The organism is Anaerofustis sp. (genome assembly GCF_019420015.1).
Taxonomy (GTDB): domain Bacteria; phylum Bacillota; class Clostridia; order Eubacteriales; family Anaerofustaceae; genus Anaerofustis.
In genome coordinates this window covers 21,745-40,240 of record NZ_JAHZIA010000055.1, presented here as the reverse complement: position 1 = coordinate 40,240, position 18,496 = coordinate 21,745, and the positions used below count along the sequence as shown (strand labels likewise).

General features: G+C 37.0%; 15 protein-coding genes. 2 read left to right on the top strand and 13 right to left on the bottom strand.

Features of this window, described 5'->3' with window-relative positions:
- On the bottom strand, positions 1 to 700 hold a 700-nt coding region (locus QZ357_RS09065), incomplete at its 3' end, for a thiamine pyrophosphate-dependent dehydrogenase E1 component subunit alpha (RefSeq protein ID WP_290776375.1).
- 250 nt (positions 701 to 950) lie between these two features.
- On the opposite strand from QZ357_RS09065, the gene QZ357_RS09060 reads away from it, so the two are divergent.
- Positions 951 to 1,895: a sugar-binding transcriptional regulator gene (locus QZ357_RS09060; RefSeq protein ID WP_290776374.1), complete on the top strand. Its 945-nt coding sequence runs from the start codon at positions 951 to 953 to the stop codon at positions 1,893 to 1,895.
- A gap of 30 nt (positions 1,896 to 1,925) precedes the next feature.
- Here QZ357_RS09060 and QZ357_RS09055 read toward each other — a convergent pair whose 3' ends face one another.
- The 3 genes from QZ357_RS09055 to QZ357_RS09045 all read right to left on the bottom strand — a co-directional run bounded on the left by QZ357_RS09055 (position 1,926) and on the right by QZ357_RS09045 (position 7,533).
- Positions 1,926 to 5,681 carry an efflux RND transporter permease subunit gene (locus QZ357_RS09055; protein ID WP_290776372.1) on the bottom strand — a complete coding sequence of 1,252 codons (3,756 nt, stop codon included), beginning with the start codon at positions 5,679 to 5,681 and terminating at the stop codon, positions 1,926 to 1,928.
- 109 nt (positions 5,682 to 5,790) lie between these two features.
- Entirely contained in the window at positions 5,791 to 6,663 is an 873-nt protein-coding gene (locus QZ357_RS09050) for a glycerophosphodiester phosphodiesterase family protein (protein ID WP_290776371.1), read from the bottom strand.
- Between the two features lie 456 nt (positions 6,664 to 7,119).
- A complete protein-coding gene (locus QZ357_RS09045) occupies positions 7,120 to 7,533 on the bottom strand; it encodes a hypothetical protein (RefSeq protein WP_290776370.1) in 414 nt (137 codons plus the stop codon).
- Positions 7,534 to 7,800: 267 nt separating this feature from the next.
- On the opposite strand from QZ357_RS09045, the gene QZ357_RS09040 reads away from it, so the two are divergent.
- Positions 7,801 to 8,052: a hypothetical protein gene (locus QZ357_RS09040; protein WP_290776368.1), complete on the top strand. Its 252-nt coding sequence runs from the start codon at positions 7,801 to 7,803 to the stop codon at positions 8,050 to 8,052.
- A 25-nt stretch (positions 8,053 to 8,077) separates the two neighbouring features.
- Here the strand turns inward: QZ357_RS09040 and QZ357_RS09035 are convergent, their stop codons facing one another.
- The 9 genes from QZ357_RS09035 to QZ357_RS08995 form a co-directional block, all read right to left on the bottom strand.
- The gene (locus QZ357_RS09035; RefSeq protein WP_290776366.1) at positions 8,078 to 9,724 is read right to left on the bottom strand and encodes a nucleoside kinase; all 1,647 of its coding nucleotides are present in this window, start codon (positions 9,722 to 9,724) and stop codon (positions 8,078 to 8,080) included.
- The gene (locus QZ357_RS09030) at positions 9,717 to 10,262 is read right to left on the bottom strand and encodes a Holliday junction resolvase RecU (RefSeq protein ID WP_290776364.1); all 546 of its coding nucleotides are present in this window, start codon (positions 10,260 to 10,262) and stop codon (positions 9,717 to 9,719) included. Before QZ357_RS09030 ends, QZ357_RS09035 begins: the two co-directional genes overlap by 8 nt.
- A gap of 73 nt (positions 10,263 to 10,335) precedes the next feature.
- Positions 10,336 to 11,241: a hypothetical protein gene (locus tag QZ357_RS09025; protein WP_290776363.1), complete on the bottom strand. Its 906-nt coding sequence runs from the start codon at positions 11,239 to 11,241 to the stop codon at positions 10,336 to 10,338.
- A gap of 723 nt (positions 11,242 to 11,964) precedes the next feature.
- The gene (locus tag QZ357_RS09020; RefSeq protein WP_290776361.1) at positions 11,965 to 12,726 is read right to left on the bottom strand and encodes a phosphatase; all 762 of its coding nucleotides are present in this window, start codon (positions 12,724 to 12,726) and stop codon (positions 11,965 to 11,967) included.
- Between the two features lie 324 nt (positions 12,727 to 13,050).
- Positions 13,051 to 14,163, bottom strand: coding sequence for a cell division protein FtsZ (gene ftsZ / locus QZ357_RS09015; protein ID WP_290776360.1), 1,113 nt, complete (start codon positions 14,161 to 14,163; stop codon positions 13,051 to 13,053).
- Between the two features lie 107 nt (positions 14,164 to 14,270).
- Positions 14,271 to 15,050: an FtsQ-type POTRA domain-containing protein gene (locus tag QZ357_RS09010; protein WP_290776359.1), complete on the bottom strand. Its 780-nt coding sequence runs from the start codon at positions 15,048 to 15,050 to the stop codon at positions 14,271 to 14,273.
- 12 nt (positions 15,051 to 15,062) lie between these two features.
- Positions 15,063 to 16,316, bottom strand: a complete 1,254-nt coding sequence (gene murA / locus QZ357_RS09005) for a UDP-N-acetylglucosamine 1-carboxyvinyltransferase (RefSeq protein WP_290776357.1) — start codon at positions 16,314 to 16,316, stop codon at positions 15,063 to 15,065.
- A gap of 198 nt (positions 16,317 to 16,514) precedes the next feature.
- Positions 16,515 to 17,624 carry an undecaprenyldiphospho-muramoylpentapeptide beta-N-acetylglucosaminyltransferase gene (murG, locus tag QZ357_RS09000; RefSeq protein WP_290776356.1) on the bottom strand — a complete coding sequence of 370 codons (1,110 nt, stop codon included), beginning with the start codon at positions 17,622 to 17,624 and terminating at the stop codon, positions 16,515 to 16,517.
- Positions 17,625 to 17,899: 275 nt separating this feature from the next.
- Positions 17,900 to 18,496 (bottom strand): FtsW/RodA/SpoVE family cell cycle protein (locus tag QZ357_RS08995; protein WP_290776354.1); only part of this gene is annotated, 597 nt, incomplete at its 5' end.

Sequence of the window (18,496 nt, the reverse complement as noted above, 5' to 3'; positions counted from 1 at the left end):
TACATTCTTCTCTGCAGTATTCGCTCGCTTCCATTACCGCTTCCATTACCGCAAGTACGTCCATTCCGTCAACTACCTTCGATTTGATGTTAAATCCCTCGCCCCTTACGGCTATGTCTTCTACGGGAACCGTGAATTTTGCAGGAGTAGACATACCGTATCTGTTGTTTTCACAACATAACAAAAGAGGAACTTCCCATATACTTGCAAGGTTCATTCCTTCCAAAACCATCCCCTGATTAGATGCTCCGTCTCCGAAGAATGAAGCAACGCAGTTTTTCTTGCCTTGTTTTTTAAGAGCAAAAGCAACGCCAACCGCCGTAGGAACCCCTGCCCCTACTATAGCCGAACTTCCAAGATTGCAATGATCCAAATCTATATAATGCATCGAACCGCCAAGTCCTTTGCATCCGCCTTCGTAATTCGCAAACAACTCACAGAACATATTGTAAGGAGTGGCTCCTTTTGCCAAACAATGTCCGTGTCCCCTGTGAGTCGGAACAATCCAGTCCTCCGCTTCAAGTCCCATGCTTATTCCCGCATGACACGCTTCTTCTCCAACGCCCAAATGTGTCGTACCGTGAATAAGTCCGGCCATGAACATTTCGTTTACCTTCAGTTCAAAGTGTCTTGAAGTAAGCATCGTCTTCAATACTTCAAGCATAAATTTTTTGTCTTTCTTTCTTTCTTCAAATGTCATAATTTTAAATCCTCCTACAATGATTTTACCTTAAAAGAAACAATTAAAATGTCACTTAAGGTAATGATTTCGTTTACATTATATTTAAAAAAATATAATCTCCATGGCTTCATTGTAAAGCAATATGTAAAAAAACACAACAAAAATATACGTTTACATACAAACCTGCAAATTTTTCATAACTTTTTTTAACACATTTGCTCATTTTGTGTTATACTGTAATAAAATAACAATTGTTATGGAGGAAGTCATGGCTGTAGAGGAAAAAGTACTTACAAAGATAGCATATTACTATTATAAGCAAGATTTGACCCAAAGTGAAATAGCACAAAGGTTACATATGTCAAGGCAAAGAGTAAACAGATTGCTGAAGAAAAGCAGAGAGCTTGGAATCGTTGACATAAATATCAAAGGTTACGAAGAGTATCTCATCAATTTGGAATCGGAAATCGAAAAGAAATTTTCATTGAAAAGAGTCATGGTCGCTCAACCTCAGGAAGACGAGGACCTTTTCCATTCTCTTGGACGTGCTGGAGTAGAACTGATGACGGATTTGCTCGAAGATAATCTCACAATAGGTATTTCTTGGGGAAGAACCATATACAACACAGTCAATTACTTCCCTGTCCTTAAAGGGAAGTACAAAAACATCAAAGCCCTTCAGCTGGTTGGAAGTTTAAATAACCTCGGCGATACCAGACTTACGAACGACATAACAAAAAACTTTGCCGAAAAGATAGACGCCAAAGCATTCTATATGTTCGCCCCTACTTTCGTATCTCAAAAAGAAACGAAAGATACCTTGATGAAGGAAGACAGCCTAAAAAAACTGTTCAATCTTTTTAACTACTGCGACATAATACTCGGAAGCGTGGGTCTTATGGCGGCATCGACATCAATGCTGAAAGATCAACAGCAATTTTTGAATCCGAAAGATTACAACGAACTGAAAGAAAAAGGCGCAGTCGGAAATATATGCTTAAACTACTTTGACAAAAACGGCAAAAAAATAGACTGCGATTTCAACAGCAGAGTCATGGGTATCGATATAGAATCCATCAAACGAAGCAAAAATTTCGTGTGTATCACAGGAGGAGAGGATAAACACGAAGCATTGCTTGCGGCACTGAAAGGAAATTACATCGACACTCTCGTAATCGACAAAGACACGGCAGACTATATAATGAACCACTAAAAAAGAGACAGAACTATTCTGTCTCTTTTTTTATTCTTCCACTATTTCAAGATCTTCATCTTTTATTATATCAATATCCTTTTTGTTGAATATATCATAAAGCACAGGTATTACGTAAAGAGTCATGAATGTGGCGTATATAAGCCCACCTATACATACAACCGCAACCGGCTGCATCATTTCCGCTCCCGTACCTATTCCAAGGGCCATAGAAGAAAGCCCGAGAACAGTGGTAAGAGCTGTCATCAATATAGGTCGCATTCTGGTCATTCCGCCTTCCACAATAGCCTCTCTTTTTTCTACTCCCTCCCCTCTTAACTGATTGATATAATCTATCAAAACGATACCGTTGTTTACTATAATTCCCGAAAGCATTACAAAACCCACCATGGAAATTACGCTTATATCCATTCCGAATAAGAACAAAGCAAGGGCTCCTCCGGTGAAAGCCAGAGGTATTGTAAACATTACTATAAACGGCGATAATAAAGATTGGAATTGAGCGACCATGATAAGATAAATGATTACAATCGCAAGCAACATCATTTTAACAAGCTCAAACATAGATTCCATTATCGTTTCGTTTTCACCGCTGTATTCTATGCTTGCTCCCTGCGGAAGTTTATAATCCTTTAGAGCCTCTTTTACGTCATTGGTAACAAGGCTTACGTTGTATCCGTCTTTTAAAGAAGCACTTACGTTAATGTACCTCTTCTGATTGTCTCTTGTTACCGAATTTAAACTTTCCGATGTGCTTATATCAGCAATCTTACTGAGTTTTACGCTCTTTTCTCCGCCGCTGCTGTCCGTATATCCGATTTTATAGTCTTTAATGTAGTCCGTGTCGATTTTATCCGCATTGTCGTTTTTTATTATCACATCATATTCTTTGTCTTTTAAAGCAAGGGTAGTCGACGTCTTCTCTTTTGTGAGCACTCCCGCAAGCTTTTCATAAACCTGAGCCACGGTCAAATTGTATTTTGCCGCCTTGCTCTTATCTATGCTTACGCTTATTTCAGGGGTGTTCTCTTCCTGTCCGTCGTCAACTTCATCCACTCCCTCTACACTCTCAATTTTCTTTGCTATTCCTTTTGATGCCTCTTTAAGAGTATCAATATCATCGGCGTATACTTTTAGCGCTACTCCGCTTCCTCCCAAAACCGAAGAAGTATCGCTCATGGAAGAAGAACCCGATGCGCTTATTTCACAGTCCAAATCTTCGCAGGATTTTTCTATCTCATCCGCAACGCTCTTTGAAGACACTTTACTGTCTTCATCCAAAAGCACATACATTGAAACACTGTTCGATTCACTGCTTCCCATACTCATCCCCGCCATATCCGACGAAGCGGAAGAGTTAAGCATCGCGCCCACAGTCTCAACCCCTTTTATCTTCCTTATTTTTGATATGGCAGTATCGGAGGTTTTTATGGTATCTTCCAAAAGCGTATCCTTAGGCATTTTTAAACTTACGCTGATTTGTGTACTTTCCACCTCAGGCATAAAAGAAAAGCCTCTAAGTCCCGCAAGGGAAAAACTGAGTATCAATGTACCGACAGAAACCAAAATCACCAAAAGCCTGTGATTCAAAGCCCATGTGACAGAAACCCTGTACTTACCAAGCATCTTGTCAAAAAACGGATGTTTAACGTCTTTTGTCTTTTTAAACATCTTTGAAGACATTGCAGGTACCAGTGTCAGCGCCACAATCAAACTCGCCATAAGGGAATATCCTATTGTAAGAGCCATATCCGTAAACAAATCCTTTGTAATTCCCTTTACGAAAACTATAGGAAGAAATACGCATATGGTCGTAAGGGTTGATGATGTAATCGCTCCCGCAACCTGTACCGCACCGGAAACGGAAGCTTTTATTACACTGTAACCTTTGTTTCTTAGCCTGTATATATTCTCTATAACAACAACGGAGTTGTCTACTAGCATACCTACCCCGACAGCAAGCCCCGACAGTGATATTACATTTAAGGTAATTCCCGAGAAGTACATCAAAACCACCGCAAACAAAACACTTATAGGTATCGATACCGCAATGACAGCCGTAGGCTTTATGTCCTTAAGAAATAATATCAGTATAAGTACCGCAAGGATTGAACCGACTATAAGGTTATTTAAAACAGAATCGACTATTATGTTTATATAATCCCCCTGATCCATCAACGGCGTGAATTCAAGCCCAGGATTCTCTTCTGCCAGTTGCTCAAATTTCTTGTTTATATTCTCCGTAACTCCCGTGGTGGAATAATCTGACTGTTTTGAGAAAGAAATAATCACCCCGTTTTCTCCGTTTACCTTTGTATAGGTCAAATCGGAGTTGTCGGTAAGCATAACATCCGCCACATCGCTGAGTTTTATAGGGTCCAATCCGTCTATCCCCATATCCATAATCGTGAGGTCTTTCATCTCTTTTATACTTTTGAATTTATCCCCCACACGAACCAGATAATCCACACCCTCTTCTGTTACATATCCCGCAGGCATGGAAAAATTCTGCGCCGTCAAAATACCCGAAATCATGTCTTTTGTCAGCGTTTTAGACATATCGACTTTGTCAAGAGCTGTCTTCTTTGCCTCTTTAAGCTCACTCTCTCCGCTTGCGATTTCTTTCTTTCCGTTTTCAAGGTTCGAAAGCTGAATCGTAAGCTGAGGTATGGCTGCGTTTATGGAATCTATTCCGTCTTCTATCTCCCGTATCTTCACCTGTAGACTGTCTCTGTCTGCGCCGCTCTTCTTCAGGTTTTCGTCTATCTTATCAAGGGCAGAGTTTATGCTCTTTTGTCCCGCTTTTGCTTTTTTAAGCGCCGAAGAAACATCTTTTCTCTTAAGCCCCATACCCGCAAGTTGAGAATCTATCTCGTTAAGCCCAGCAATTATCTGGTTGTATTCATCGCTGCCCTCAGGCGCATACTTCAAAGCTTCCTCAAGCTGCTTTATGTTTTTATCCAAAACCGATAACTGGGATACAGAGCTGTCTACCTCTTTCTTGTTCTCTTCCAGCTCCTCGATTGTTACTCCCAAATCTTCCAGCTGGTTCCTTGCGGTCTTCAGATTTTTAAGCTGCTTATTAAGCTCCTTTAACTGAGCTTTAAGAGCTTTCTCTCCTCCTGCTATCTGCGACTTCCCTGCGGCAAGAGAACTCTCTCCCTTTGCAAACTGTCCGTTTACGGCGTCGATTATTTTGTCGTTTACATCATTTATCTTTTTCTCGCTCAAAACAACACTTATGCTGTCAGAAAGCATTCCGTTTGTAGATACACTGGCAACTCCGTCCGTTCCTTCAAGAGAAGGGATTATACTCTCTTCAAGCAAAGATGAAAGCTCTTTTGTGTCAACACCTTTCATGCTTATCGTACTTACCATTACAGGCATCATGTTGGGGTTCATCTTGAGTATGTAAGGAGTGGATATCTCATCCGGCCAAGCCCTCTGTACCATGGATATCTTATCTCTCAAATCCACCACGGTCGAATCCATATTTACATCTTCGTTAAACTCAAGCATCACAAGAGAATAATTTTCGTTTGATGATGAGGTTATATTTTTAAGTCCTTCCGTAGTCGCAACACTTTTTTCCAGCGGCTTTGTGACCGTACTTTCAACACTCTCCGGACTGGCTCCGGGATAAGATGTCATAATTACGGTGTAAGGCAGGTTGATGTTAGGAAGCAAATCCGGAGTCATCTCCGTAAAAGACACTATTCCCAGTATTATAATACCTATCACCGCAACAAATATTGTAAGGGGTTTTTTGACACTGAATTTTGACATTATTTCCTCCTAAAAAACAAACCGATATAAATCAGCCCAGTGATATTATACCGGTTATTATAAATCATTTTGAATGTCTAAACAATATTTAAACAGTGATAAAATAATTTTATTTCAAATCTTTAAGCTCATTATAAGACAGATCGTCAGTACACAAATAATCTACCCCCATATCATAAAATTTCTTCGCTTCTTTTGTAGTGTTTATAGGAAAGTTTCCGAAATAATATCCGTTTTTGTGAATCTTTTTCACAAAACTTTTGTCAGTATAATCTTTATGAGCCCCCACAGAAATAAACCCTTCGTGACTGTTCATATAAGCCAATATATCTTTAAATTTATCTTTATTATTATAATCCTTTTCCAAAATATAGAAATGTTTGTAAGGGAATTTGTATATTTTATCTATGGTATCAAACATCTCTTTCGTACCCGCCTGCACCACAACTCTGTCCGTAAGATTTTTTTGGGCTAATTTTTCCGACATTATTTTGTACATTTTTTCCGTTATACCAATATCCAAATCTTTTGTTATGTCAATCATAATGTATAAATCAGGATATTTTTCCATGTAAGCTACAACATCATCAAAATCCATTGCAGTATATTTATTCTCTATTTTGCAGTTCATAAACTCATCATAAGAAATAGGCTTATCTTCACCTTTATATTCTATTCCAAGTCTTTCGTAAGAATCTTTATTCCATTTATGAATTGCGACTATTTTATTATCCGTTGTAAGAGAAAAATCCACCTCTACGTATCTTATGCCTTTATCCAGTGAAAGTTCAAGAGCCTCCTTTGAATTTGTATAATCGATTCCGTCAATAGCTCCGCAGGCATGTGCCATAATACCTCTTTCCACGAAATCCAAATTGACCTTTTTTTCATAACTTTTATTGTATCCGTACAATACTCCAAAACCGATACCTATAAAAAGAACAATTCCAAACAGTATTTTAAAAGTATTTCTGCCTCTCATCCTATACTCCTCACATCTTTAAAAGGAACATTAAGAAGTACTCTTGCAATCTATAAGATATATTCCTGCCCGTTTTTTAGGTCCTCGAATAAAGATACCGTCTCTTAATGTATACTTTATGTGACATGAGAAAAAAGGTAAAAATACGATATATTTTGCATAAATAGATAAAATATGATAATATTATGCGTATATTTATGAAAATTTTATATTATACAAAAGGTATACTTAATAACAACAACGTAAACTTAACAAAACACAAAAAAGACTGCACTAAGAGTGCAGTCTTTTTTCCTTTTCATAATTTCGCTCATTTTATCTGAAAATAAATTAAATCATAAATAAAAACAATTCCGTTTAATAAAAGAATTTCACATAAAGGCATTCTTTAAATTGTTTCTTTTGTGATTTTATCTTTGGATTATGATCTTATTTATCATCCAAAGCCACAAATAATTATTGTTTTAAACTCTCGGGAACTTCTTCTTTCAAAAGGTATAGCTTACCGAGCGTATCATGGGATATCACTATTCCGTTATCTTCCTTTGTAATCCCATAGGTAAGCACATTGTCATCATTCTGTTTTATTACAAGCAAAAGCTGATTATCCTCTTCTTTCAGCTCATATGTAAAGTCAGACTTAACGTCCTCAAATATTATACTTCCGGTAGAATCATTGTTAAATACATAGTAAAAGTTAAGATTCGAATAATCCACTTCCTTTTTATCCACAGCTACTTTCTGCAATTTATATTCCCCCGAAATATCTGCTTTATTATCCTTTTTCAATCCGGAAAACACGGCAAATACGGCAAGAATCAAAACCAAAGCCACTGTTATGATTATAAACCAGATGTTTTTTCTGCTCATTAACGTAAACCTCCAATTCTTTTATAATAAAATATATGAAAGAAATAAAAAATATATACCCCTAGCTTTAAGGTTTTACAAAACCTCTTTAAAATCCTCCATAATATAAATTACCAATGTATTTAACAAACCCCTCTACAAACATATATATGGTATAAATACCCCAAATAAATGAAAATAATTAATTTAAAATATTCATATACTAAAGTAACTTTTAAAAAAATATGTGATATAATATAATAAATTCAAATATGACGGGGTGTTTATATGGTAAATGAAATTATTGAGCTTATGGAAGAATTCCTCGACGGCAATTATATGGTAGATGATTTTAAAACCGACATTTCGGTAATCGTCGATATGGAATATGACGAACTGACAAAAGAAAACGAAGATATAGCAAAACTTATATCCGAGGATCTTTTGGACATATTAAATGAACATGAAGACGGAAGCTGTATAATGACTTTGATGGAAAAAGTAAATGACGTATACGAAAAAATAAGAAACTTGATATAAAAAAGACCATGTTTTCATGGTCTTTTTAATTATAAAAACTTCCTCCGATAAATTCTTTTAAAAGAGAAACCCCGGGAATGTACTCCTCATTTTCTATGACCTTGAAAAAAGACAGAAAGTCAAGGAGATGTTTCGCTTCGTAATAATATTTGTTATCCTTTCCTATTTCCTTCAACAAAGGATAAGCGTATTTCTTTAACACAGGAATTTCATACAAAAGAGTCGAGTTTATTATATAATCCGCTTCTTCCCTGTAAGGCACGATATTAACTTTTTCGCCTGCTCTTACATCTTCCCACATCCTTATCGTATCTGCTGCGCTGTTTCCCCTGAATCCGGCATCTCTTACTATTCTTCTCAGCATTCTTATCTTTGATGTCGTTATCCTGTTGTACTGATCTATTCCCATTACGGTAAAGGGCGAAATGTAAATCTTGAACTTGTTCTCATCTGCAATATTAAGAGTAAGCCTTTCGTTTAAACCGTGTATCCCCTCTATTATAATCGGATTATCACCGTCTATCTTTATCGTTCTTCCTATTTTCTTTCTTCTGCCTTCTTTAAAGTCAAAAATAGGCATTTCCACTTCCTCTCCTCTTATAAGCCTTATCAAATGTTCATTAAACAAAGGAATATCTATGGCTTCTATGGATTCGTAAAGAGGTTTTCCGTTTTCGTCTCTGGGCGTTAGCTCTCTGTCTAAAAAATAATCGTCCAACCCCAGTGTAACAGGACTAAGTCCTCTTGCCATAAGGTGGGTTTTCAATCTCTTTGAAGTCGTCGTCTTACCGGAAGATGACGGACCGGCTATTAAGATTATCCTTTTTTGATGTTTGTCCGTAATGATTTTATCTGCGGCTTTTGCTATTAAATATTCGTGTCTTGCTTCGCTTGCAAGAATAATTTCCCCTATTTCATTCCTTTCTATTTTTCTGTTTAAAGAAGCAATGTTCGTAACCCCTACGTCCTTTAGCCATTTGTCGAACTCTTCATATTCTTTGAACAGTTTTGGATTATCGTAAAACACATGGACTTTATCAGTATTTGATTTATCACACCCCAGCAGTATCGCCCCGTGATGATATTTTAAAATATCAAATACTTTTAAGTATCCCGTCGAAGGAAGAAGATCTCCGTAAAAATAACCGTAAGCGCCGCCAAGCTCGTATAAAGTCAACAATCCGTCATCCAAATATTCCACAAGCTCCTTGTTCGTAAGGAAAATATTTTTGTCGATTGAAGCTTTCATATCTTTTTTTGTGGCTTTCAATTTCGTTATAGTTATATCATTTTCAATGAGTTTACTCATCTCCTCTTTAAGACGTCTGATATCATCTTCACTCAAATCGCTTTCATCGGTATATTCAAAAAATACCCCTCCCCCAAGAGAGTAACCGATGGAAATTTCTCTATCCTTAAAAACTTGCTTTGAACTTACAGCAAGCAGAAAAAGAAGAGTCTTTTCGTATATTTTCTTTCCCAAAGACGAATTTAAATGAACAAATTCCAAAGAGCAATCCCTAACCAACTTATAAGAGAGACTTTCAACCTCATTGTCCACCAACCCTCCAACAACGGGATTGTCGTTTTTACTCAAATCTACAATATCTTTTATGGCGGTGTTTTCTTCAACGTTAATCACCTCACTGCCCCCTAAGTTTATTTTAATCATAAGATTTCTCCTTTATATCCAAATATGTGCTTACCCCTTCTAAATAATGAAGAGGATATTTAGTATCAGTATAAACTCTGAGTTTTTTATCGAAAGCACTGTAAGGAATGGACTTTCTCCCTCCCCTTAGCGCATCATTGTAAAACTTAATCAAAGTTTTTGTATCCAATATATAATACTCATCGCAAAATTTAAAATGTACAAGCAGAAAAGCAATTCCTCCCTGCATATCGAATTTATCCATAAACTTAACCTGATGTTCATGAATATTGGCTATGGGAAGACTTTTATGCCCTGTCTCTTTTGCATCAAAACAAATGGGAATCCCCTGAACGTTTCCCATATAATCCACAGTACTCTTTTCATCAAAATAGGCAAGAGAGATTACTCCTCTTTCGCTGTCCAGCCTGACGGGTTTTATGGATGTAGGGATTTTTTGAACAACCGCCAAATCGTCGTCAAAATATACTTTATTCGTTCTGTTTATAAGATCTTCAAACTCGCTTCCCCTCAGTCCTCTGCTTTCCCAGTAGCCCATACATTTCTCCTTTATATATCATTACCTTAATTATATTAAAATAAAAAGAAGTTTAAAACTTCTTTTTATAATTTTATTCCATTTTATCATTATTTCTTCTTTTTACTCTTATTTTACGTCTTTCATTTTTCATCTTTTTATATTTTTTCTGCTTTACAATATAAGCCACAATAGAACCTACAAAGGCAATTGCGACAAGTCCAATCAAGAAATAATCAAACACGACTATTCCTGCACTCTCCTTATCTTTTACTGTATCTTCTTTTGTAGATGCTGCTGCATTGTTATCGGTCTTTTGTGGTTTTACCGTATCTTTTTTCTCCTCTTTGGTTATCTCGGTCATCTCTTTTTGAGTCGGTATAACCAAATCCGTAATCTCAAAAGAATCCTTTATTTTATTTACTGTGGATCTATAATTCGAAATATCCTCAAGATAACAGTCAAGCTGAAGAACATAAAGCCCCCCGTTTGTCACCGTCAAATAATAGTAACCTTCGCTTTTGGTGCTTTTCCCTTCATAATGACATTTCCATGCGGGAATACCGCTTAAATTTGATTTTGAAATTTTATACCTGTATTCGCTTTTTGCATCCGCCAGTATACCCTTAAAATATTTTGAGATATACTCCTCGTTGTTCCATGTGTCTTTTACAAAATTACTTTCTATATATACCTGTCTTCTCTTAAGCTCTTTCTTATCAAGCTTATTGTCATCAAGTACTTCATCGTATATATCTCCGTAAGTTATTCTCGCGGTAAGATGAAAATTAACCGGAAACTCCCTCGAGTTCTCGCTTAACCTTTCCATGTCTTTCTTTGCTGAAGAGGGAATCTTCATACTTATATGAAGATCCTCATTCGTATATTTTTTATATTTTTCTGCACCGAAAATATATGGCGAAACGGCTCCTAGAACCATAAGCACTACCAGAAAACCAACAATAATTCTTGCGATTAACTGCTTTGTTTTTGATTTCATAATACTCTCCTGTTAAATATTATCTTTTATATTATCATATTTATCTTTTTTTATCAACACCACCTTGTTTTAAGTCTAGGGGCGCTGCCCCTAATACCCTCTCAAGGGGTTTCATCCCTTACACCCAACCGAATATTTGCTCGCCCAAATATTTGGAATAAAGGCACCACTGGGTGGTGCTCTAACGATTTTGACGCCTGCGTAAAACTCTGTCCGAGTTTTACTGGCGAAAAATCTATCCCAGCCCCTTGCGTTGAAAAATGAAGTGGCGGTAGCATCGGTTCATGAGAAAATCAGATAGATTTTCCATAAAACCTCAGTGCGTTATAAGCTCAACTAAATTGTATCCTTTTATGTATAACAAATTAATCCAAATTATAAAATTATCTCTAAAATAAACTTTTGTATTCTCAATTTTTATAAGCCAATCGCCCATATTGTTTAAAATTTTCACTTTCTTATGTTTTACCCTTAAAGTAAAACTCAGCTGTTTTTTTTACAGCAAACAGTCAAAAAAAGCCGGATGTAAGGAAAAGTACCCATGAATAGAAAGTTAGGAGAAGAGTAAAAAGCTGTAAAAAATAAAATTGATATTAAAAAGAAAGATTGATAATATATGTAATAATTTTTTAGCTTTAGAAAAATAACCTTCGCTCTTTAAAGGAAAATCTAAAAACTTTTTGATAAACAAAAAAAGAAGCCAAAAGGCTTCTTTTTTAATTCTTAATCCAAAGTATGATTTTCTCCGCTTTCTATTTCTCCCAAGATATCAAGTCCTTTTTTTCTCATAAAATAATTCTGCAAGTTTTCTGCGCTTGCATTTATAATAAGTTCCTCAGGGAAGTCAGCCGCTTCGATTATCCCTTTCGCTCTGTCGATTTTTCCGACTCCCAAGCAAAAATGCGCATCCGAATTCACAGAAATAGGAACTTCGTATTTCTTACAAAGCTTTGCTATTTCAAGACAGTTTTCTTTGCTTCCTTTTCTTGCATAAAAGGAATTGTTGTTAACTTCCACCACTTTGTCGTATTCGTTGCACTTCGCTATTACCTTTTCGTAATCAAACTTAAATGCAGGAGAACCCAAATGCCCCAAAATATCGACTCTCGGATTTTCAAGAACTTTTAACATTATCTCAGTGATTCTATCGGGATCTCTTTCCAAAAATGTCTCGTTGTGTATCGATGCAACTACATAATCCAACGTATCCAAAACGTGATCGGGAATATCAAGCCTTCCGTCAGGCTGTAAAATATTAGCTTCCGCACCCCTTAAAACATAAACCCCTTCGAGAATTCTCGGAATAAACATCTGAAGAGATTGAAAATGCCATTGATGAGCCCCGTCTTCCATAGCCGGACCGTGATCGGTATTTCCGATTGCAATATGACCTGCCTTTTTCGCTCCTTTACACATTTCGATGATTGTCGAATAAGCATGATGAGATACATTCGTATGAGTGTGTAAATCCGCCACTATTTTCATTTTTATCACCCTACTTTCCAAAGCTTTTATTTATAATAATTATAGTCCTACACATTATTTTTTTCAATATCAAAACAATATTTAAACAAAGTCCGTCTTTCTTATCCCTTTTTACAAAAACAAAACAGAAGGAATACATTATTTCCTTTTAAGACAGTTTATATTCCTAATTGCATAATATAAAAACACTCACAAACAAAACACAATATCAACATAAATCAAAAACAAAACAATACCGATAAAAGCAAATCACCCCGTATTAAAATTTTAAAATACTGAAGAATAAAAACAAAAAAGACCGCAATATGCGGTCTTTTAATTTCATTAAAAATCGTTTCTGTCTCTTCTAGAAAGAGAATCTTTTAAGAAATCAGGAATATCTCCCCAGTCATTTTTACTTTCTTTTTTCTCTGCTGTAGGTTCTTCTTTGATTTCGGTGTCTTCTTCGACAATATCCACAAGCTGTCCGTTCTTTGCTTTCATGTTAAATCCGGTAGCTATAATGGTAATTTTTACACTGTCTTCCAAGCTAGGGTCAATTGCCGCACCGAATATAACATTGGCATCGGGATCGGCTTCTTCTCTTGCTATTTCTGCGGCTTTATTGATTTCAAACAACGAAAGATCTTCCCCACCTGTGATGTTGATAATAACACCCGTAGCACCTTTTATGCTCGTTTCAAGAAGAGGAGATTTTACGGCTTCCGTAACGGCGTTTACGGCTTTGTCTTCACCTGTTCCGTAACCTACGCCCATATGCGCCATGCCTGCATCTTTCATAATCGTCTTAACGTCAGAGAAGTCTAAGTTTACAATACCCGTAATACCGATTAGATCACAAATACCTCTTACACCTTGCGACAACACATCATCAGCCAGTTTAAGAGCATCTTTAAATGTGGTGTTTTTGTCTGCGAGATTAAGAAGTTTTTCATTTGGAATTACGACCAACGCATCTACATGTTCTCTTAAGAGTCTTATACCCAAATCCGAATTGGAAGCTCTGACTTTTCCTTCAAAAGAAAACGGTCTTGTTACAACGGCAATGGTTAATATACCAAGTTCTTTTGCTATTTTTGCAATAACATGACTTGCCCCGGTTCCCGTACCGCCGCCCATTCCGGCAGTAATAAACAATAAATCCGCTCCTTCCACTATTTTTCTCAAATCATCGCTGCTTTCTTCAGCAGATTCCTGACCTACCTGTGGATTTGCACCGGCACCCAGTCCTCCTGTGGTTTTATCTCCGATTTGAACTTTATTTTCGCTTAAAGACTCGCTTAGAGCCTGTGCGTCCGTGTTTACGGCTACGAATCTGACTCCTTGAAGTCCGCCTTCTATCATTCTGTTAACAGCGTTGTTTCCGCCTCCGCCAACGCCGATTACTCTTATATCAGCAAAATTACCCATATGTATATCTTCCATTTCGTATGGCATAATAACTCCTCCTAAACATAGTAAACTAATTATATTCTATTTTAATATTATTTTTAAATATATGCAACACTTTTTTGTTATTTTTACTACATATTTGACTAATTGCACTATATTTTACTATATATTGGGTTTACCCCTTCTATTAACTCGACTCTTTGCTTCATATCCATGTTTTTTATGAAATATACCACAAAATCCTCATGGTAAGAAAACGCGGCAAAATTTGCAAACTGAATAACACTTCCGTTTGAAAAATACAAGTTGTATTTCCCGTCTTTCGAAACATAAAACTGCGAAACGCTTTTTAAAAGTTCCTTCTCTTTCAAGAATGCAAAAACCTGATTTAACGTATCCAGTTTTATATCCTCAAGCTTAAACAATTCCACTCCTTTTTTTATATCCTTAACCTTTATTCCCGTAACCAAAGGAACATCATATCTTACGAGAGTGTCGGAAGAAGAAAGTACCTTCCCCTCTTCATCCACCTCAAAAAATTCCTTTCCGTCCTGAACTATAAAAAACGGAGATCTTTCTTCTATTTCTATTACTATGGTACTCGGGTATCTTCTGTGTATCTTTGCTTTCTTTATAACCGTTATTTCCTCAATGGCATCTTCCGCTTTCGAAGCCGAAAAAGAATATATATTTTCTCCCTCTATTATTCCGCTCCTAGCCACTATCTCGTTCTCGTTGGCAACCTGAACGTTTTCGACCTCAACGCTTTCTATATTAAATAAATCCGAAGTAGTTACGAATATAACACCGGTAACTATGATTATAAGTATTAAAATAATAAGCATAGATTTTGAGTTGAAAAACCTGCTTCTTCTCTTTCTTCTTCTTTTTCTCGGTCTGTAAGTATGTGCTTCATAGTAACTCTTACCCATATTCAATACATCCTAATCAATCTTTTTTATACTGCCTCCAAGAGACCTTATTCTTTTATCAAAATCCTCATACCCTCTTTCGATATGATATATATCGTGTACAAAACTCTTGCCCTCAGCCGCCAAAGCGGCAATGACAAGACTTGCGCCTCCTCTTAAATCCTGAGCGTACATCTGTGCGGGAGACAACTCTTTTACCCCGTTTATCACAAGAGTCTTTCCGCTTACACGCATATTCGCCCCCATCCTGTTTAACTCACAGGTATATTTGTACCTGTTTTCGAATATCGTCTCGCTTACTATACTCACCCCGTCGGCAACGGAAAGCATGGCGCTCATCTGCGATTGCATATCCGTCGGAAATCCGGGATAAGGCAAGGTTATCAGAGAATTTACGGATTTTACTCTCTCTGCCCCCTGTACATGTATTCCGTCAGCATACATCTTAAACTTCTCTCCGCTTTCACTGAGTTTATAATATACAGCTTTAATATCATCAAGCTTTGCATCCCTTATAAAAAAATCCGAACCGGTTATATTTGCAAGACACATAAAAGTTCCGCAAACTATCCTGTCACCCATTATCGTATATTCGCTTCTGTTAAGTTTCTTTACGCCCTCTATGTATACGGTGTTTCCTCCGGCACCGTACACTCTTGCACCCATTCCATTCAAAAAATTCTGCAAATCTATTATTTCAGGCTCTTTTGCAGGGTTTCCTATGGCAGTAACCCCATCTGCCAAAACCGAAGCCAAAATTATATTTTCGGTCACTCCGACACTGGGGAAATCCAGCTGTATGTTTCTGCCTTTAAGCTTTTCACCTTTTATGTTTATAATCCCGTTTTCTTCCGAAACACTGCATCCAAACTCTTTCAAAGCCTTTATGTGCAGGTCTATGGGTCTTAGTCCTATATCACATCCTCCGGGCATGGAAAAACTGCATTCTCTCCTTAAGGACAGTACCGCCCCCATCAATATAATGGAAGAACGCATCTTCCTAAGCAGCTCTTCGTTTAAACTGACCTTGTTTATATTTTGGGAATCGACAATCACAGTATTTCCTTTTTTCTCTACTTTGCATCCCAAATCCCTAAGCATCTTAAGCATTATATCCACATCTTTTATGTCCGGTACGTTATGTATTATATTTTCAGATTTATTTAAAACAGACGCCGCCAATATAGGAAGAGCCGCATTCTTGCAACCCTGCAACTGTATTTCTCCGCTTAATTTCCTGCCGCCTTCTATCATGTAACTTCCCATCTGATACCTCCCACAACTGTTTAATTTATAATATTCATTATGAAAAAGTAATGTGATAGTATTTCACAAAATAGAAGTTTAAGCAATAGGTCATATGCATTTATCCCAAAACAAACATCCGACAATACTCAAAACAAACTTTAAGTAATATAAAACAGGCAGCAAAACCCCTGTCAAACAAACCATAAAAACATGACTTTAAACGAGTTTCTCAACTTCATCGACGATAAGCTCTGCGCTGTCCTTCTTTGAAAGAACCTTTGCTTTATAACTCATCTGCTTCAAATAACTTTCATTTTCAAGTATACCGCTAACTTCTTCCGTAAGCTTTTCTCCGGTAAGTTCTTTATCCAATATCATTATTCCAGCACCCGCTTTTTCCACTTCTTCGGCGTTCTTTCTTTGGTGGTCATCGGCTGCAAGAGGATAAGGAACGTATATCCCCGCAAGTCCCACATAGGTAATCTCCGCAATGGCTCCTGCACCGCTTCTTGCTATCACTAAGTCTGCGGCATTTAACAAAAGAGGCATATCGTAAACATAGTCTTTTATCTGTACATTATGTATTTCCCCGAAGTTCAAGCCTTGTTTTTTACCGTTCTCCAGAAATTCTTCATACCCGGCTTTGCCGGTAACATGATAAATAAACACATCATCTCTGTTTTTATATTTTTCTATCAAAGAAAGCATGGAATCATTAAGATTTTTTGCTCCCAAACTTCCCCCGAAACAAACGATGACTTTTATGTCCTTGTCCAGTTCAAGAGTTTTTCTCGCTATCTGTCTTGTATACAATCCAAACTCTCTTCTTACCGGGTTCCCCGTAAGAACAACCCTGTCTTTATGACAAACAAAATCCTTTGTGTTTTCAAAACTGGAACAAACGATTCTCGCCCATCTCGAAAGAGTCTTAGTGGTAAATCCGGGAACGGCATTCTGCTCATGTATAAGAGTTGGTTTTCCCTTTAATGCACCGGCAAGTACAACGGGACCGCTTACAAATCCTCCCGTTCCTATAACCACATCGGGATCAAATTTTTTTATAAGCTTTCTGGCATCGTTAAACCCTCTGAACATTTTCACAAAAACACAAGCCTTTTGAATCTTCGAATAATATCTTTCAAATCCGTATATTCTTATATTATGTAACTCGTATCCCGCTTTGGGAACAATATCCGCTTCCATACAATCTTCTCTTCCCGCAAAAATTATCTGTGCATCGGGATGTTCGTATTTTATTTGATTTGCTATTGAAACAGCGGGATAAATATGTCCTCCCGTGCCTCCTCCGGCTATTAATATCTTCATAATATTCTCCTTTTACAAGTAAAACACCTTTGTTTAAAGTAAAAACGACAATTGCCTTAAAATCAAACTTCAATATAAAACCAGAAAACAAAAGTCTTTTACATATTATAAAAAAGACAAACTTCTATTTGAGTATACTCAAATAGAAGATATGATCTTTAAAGGTTTCGTTGTTATAAATTTTCTGCTTATCCGTTTTTTTATACAAGTATAAACATGATATAAACAGTTTAACTTATCTTATTTCCATATACATTTTATATTTAAATCAACTTTTAAATATTACAGTGCTTTGAAATATTCAAAACCACTCCCATACCGCACATAAGGGATATAAGGGAGGAAGCTCCCGCACTGACAAAAGGAAGAGGCATACCCGTTACAGGCAAAAGGGCCGTTGCAACACCGATATTTATAAATACCTGCATACCAAGAAGCCCCGCCATTCCGCCACAGAACAACATCGAAAAAGAATCCGGCGCATTAAGAGCGATTACTATACATCTCCAAATAAGAAATAAATAAACCGCTATCAAAATAATGCTGAAAACAAGCCCCATTTCCTCTCCTATATGAGCAAATATAAAATCGTTTTGAGGCTCAGGCATAAACAAAAGTTTCGCCTTTCCCTGTCCGAAACCTCTTCCGAGCAACCCTCCTGAACCAAGAGCCATGAGAGATTGGCATATCTGCCATCCTGCGCCTTGAATATCCGCCCAAGGATCCAAGAAAGTAAGCATTCTCGTAAGTCTCCAAGGGGTGGTTAAAATCATAAACACAATCCCCGAAACCCCGAGTATCGCAACGGGAATAAACCATTTTAAATTCATTCCCCCTATTATAAGCATCCCTACAATCAAAGCTCCCGTAAT

Excerpts from the sequence above, each read along its gene's own strand:
- ftsZ (WP_290776360.1), bottom strand. The coding sequence starts at position 14,163 with ATGCCATACGAAATGGAAGATATACATATGGGTAATTTTGCTGATATA.
- murA (WP_290776357.1), bottom strand. The coding sequence starts at position 16,316 with ATGGGAAGTTACATGATAGAAGGCGGCAGGAAATTAAGCGGAGAAATA.
- QZ357_RS09035 (WP_290776366.1), bottom strand. The coding sequence starts at position 9,724 with ATGATTAAAATAAACTTAGGGGGCAGTGAGGTGATTAACGTTGAAGAA.
- QZ357_RS09055 (WP_290776372.1), bottom strand. The coding sequence starts at position 5,681 with ATGTCAAAATTCAGTGTCAAAAAACCCCTTACAATATTTGTTGCGGTG.
- QZ357_RS09060 (WP_290776374.1), top strand. The coding sequence starts at position 951 with ATGGCTGTAGAGGAAAAAGTACTTACAAAGATAGCATATTACTATTAT.
- murG (WP_290776356.1), bottom strand. The coding sequence starts at position 17,624 with ATGAAGATATTAATAGCCGGAGGAGGCACGGGAGGACATATTTATCCC.
- QZ357_RS09045 (WP_290776370.1), bottom strand. The coding sequence starts at position 7,533 with ATGAGCAGAAAAAACATCTGGTTTATAATCATAACAGTGGCTTTGGTT.
- QZ357_RS09030 (WP_290776364.1), bottom strand. The coding sequence starts at position 10,262 with ATGGGCTACTGGGAAAGCAGAGGACTGAGGGGAAGCGAGTTTGAAGAT.
- QZ357_RS09050 (WP_290776371.1), bottom strand. The coding sequence starts at position 6,663 with ATGAGAGGCAGAAATACTTTTAAAATACTGTTTGGAATTGTTCTTTTT.
- QZ357_RS09020 (WP_290776361.1), bottom strand. The coding sequence starts at position 12,726 with ATGAAAATAGTGGCGGATTTACACACTCATACGAATGTATCTCATCAT.
- QZ357_RS09010 (WP_290776359.1), bottom strand. The coding sequence starts at position 15,050 with ATGGGTAAGAGTTACTATGAAGCACATACTTACAGACCGAGAAAAAGA.
- QZ357_RS09025 (WP_290776363.1), bottom strand. The coding sequence starts at position 11,241 with ATGAAATCAAAAACAAAGCAGTTAATCGCAAGAATTATTGTTGGTTTT.
- QZ357_RS09040 (WP_290776368.1), top strand. The coding sequence starts at position 7,801 with ATGGTAAATGAAATTATTGAGCTTATGGAAGAATTCCTCGACGGCAAT.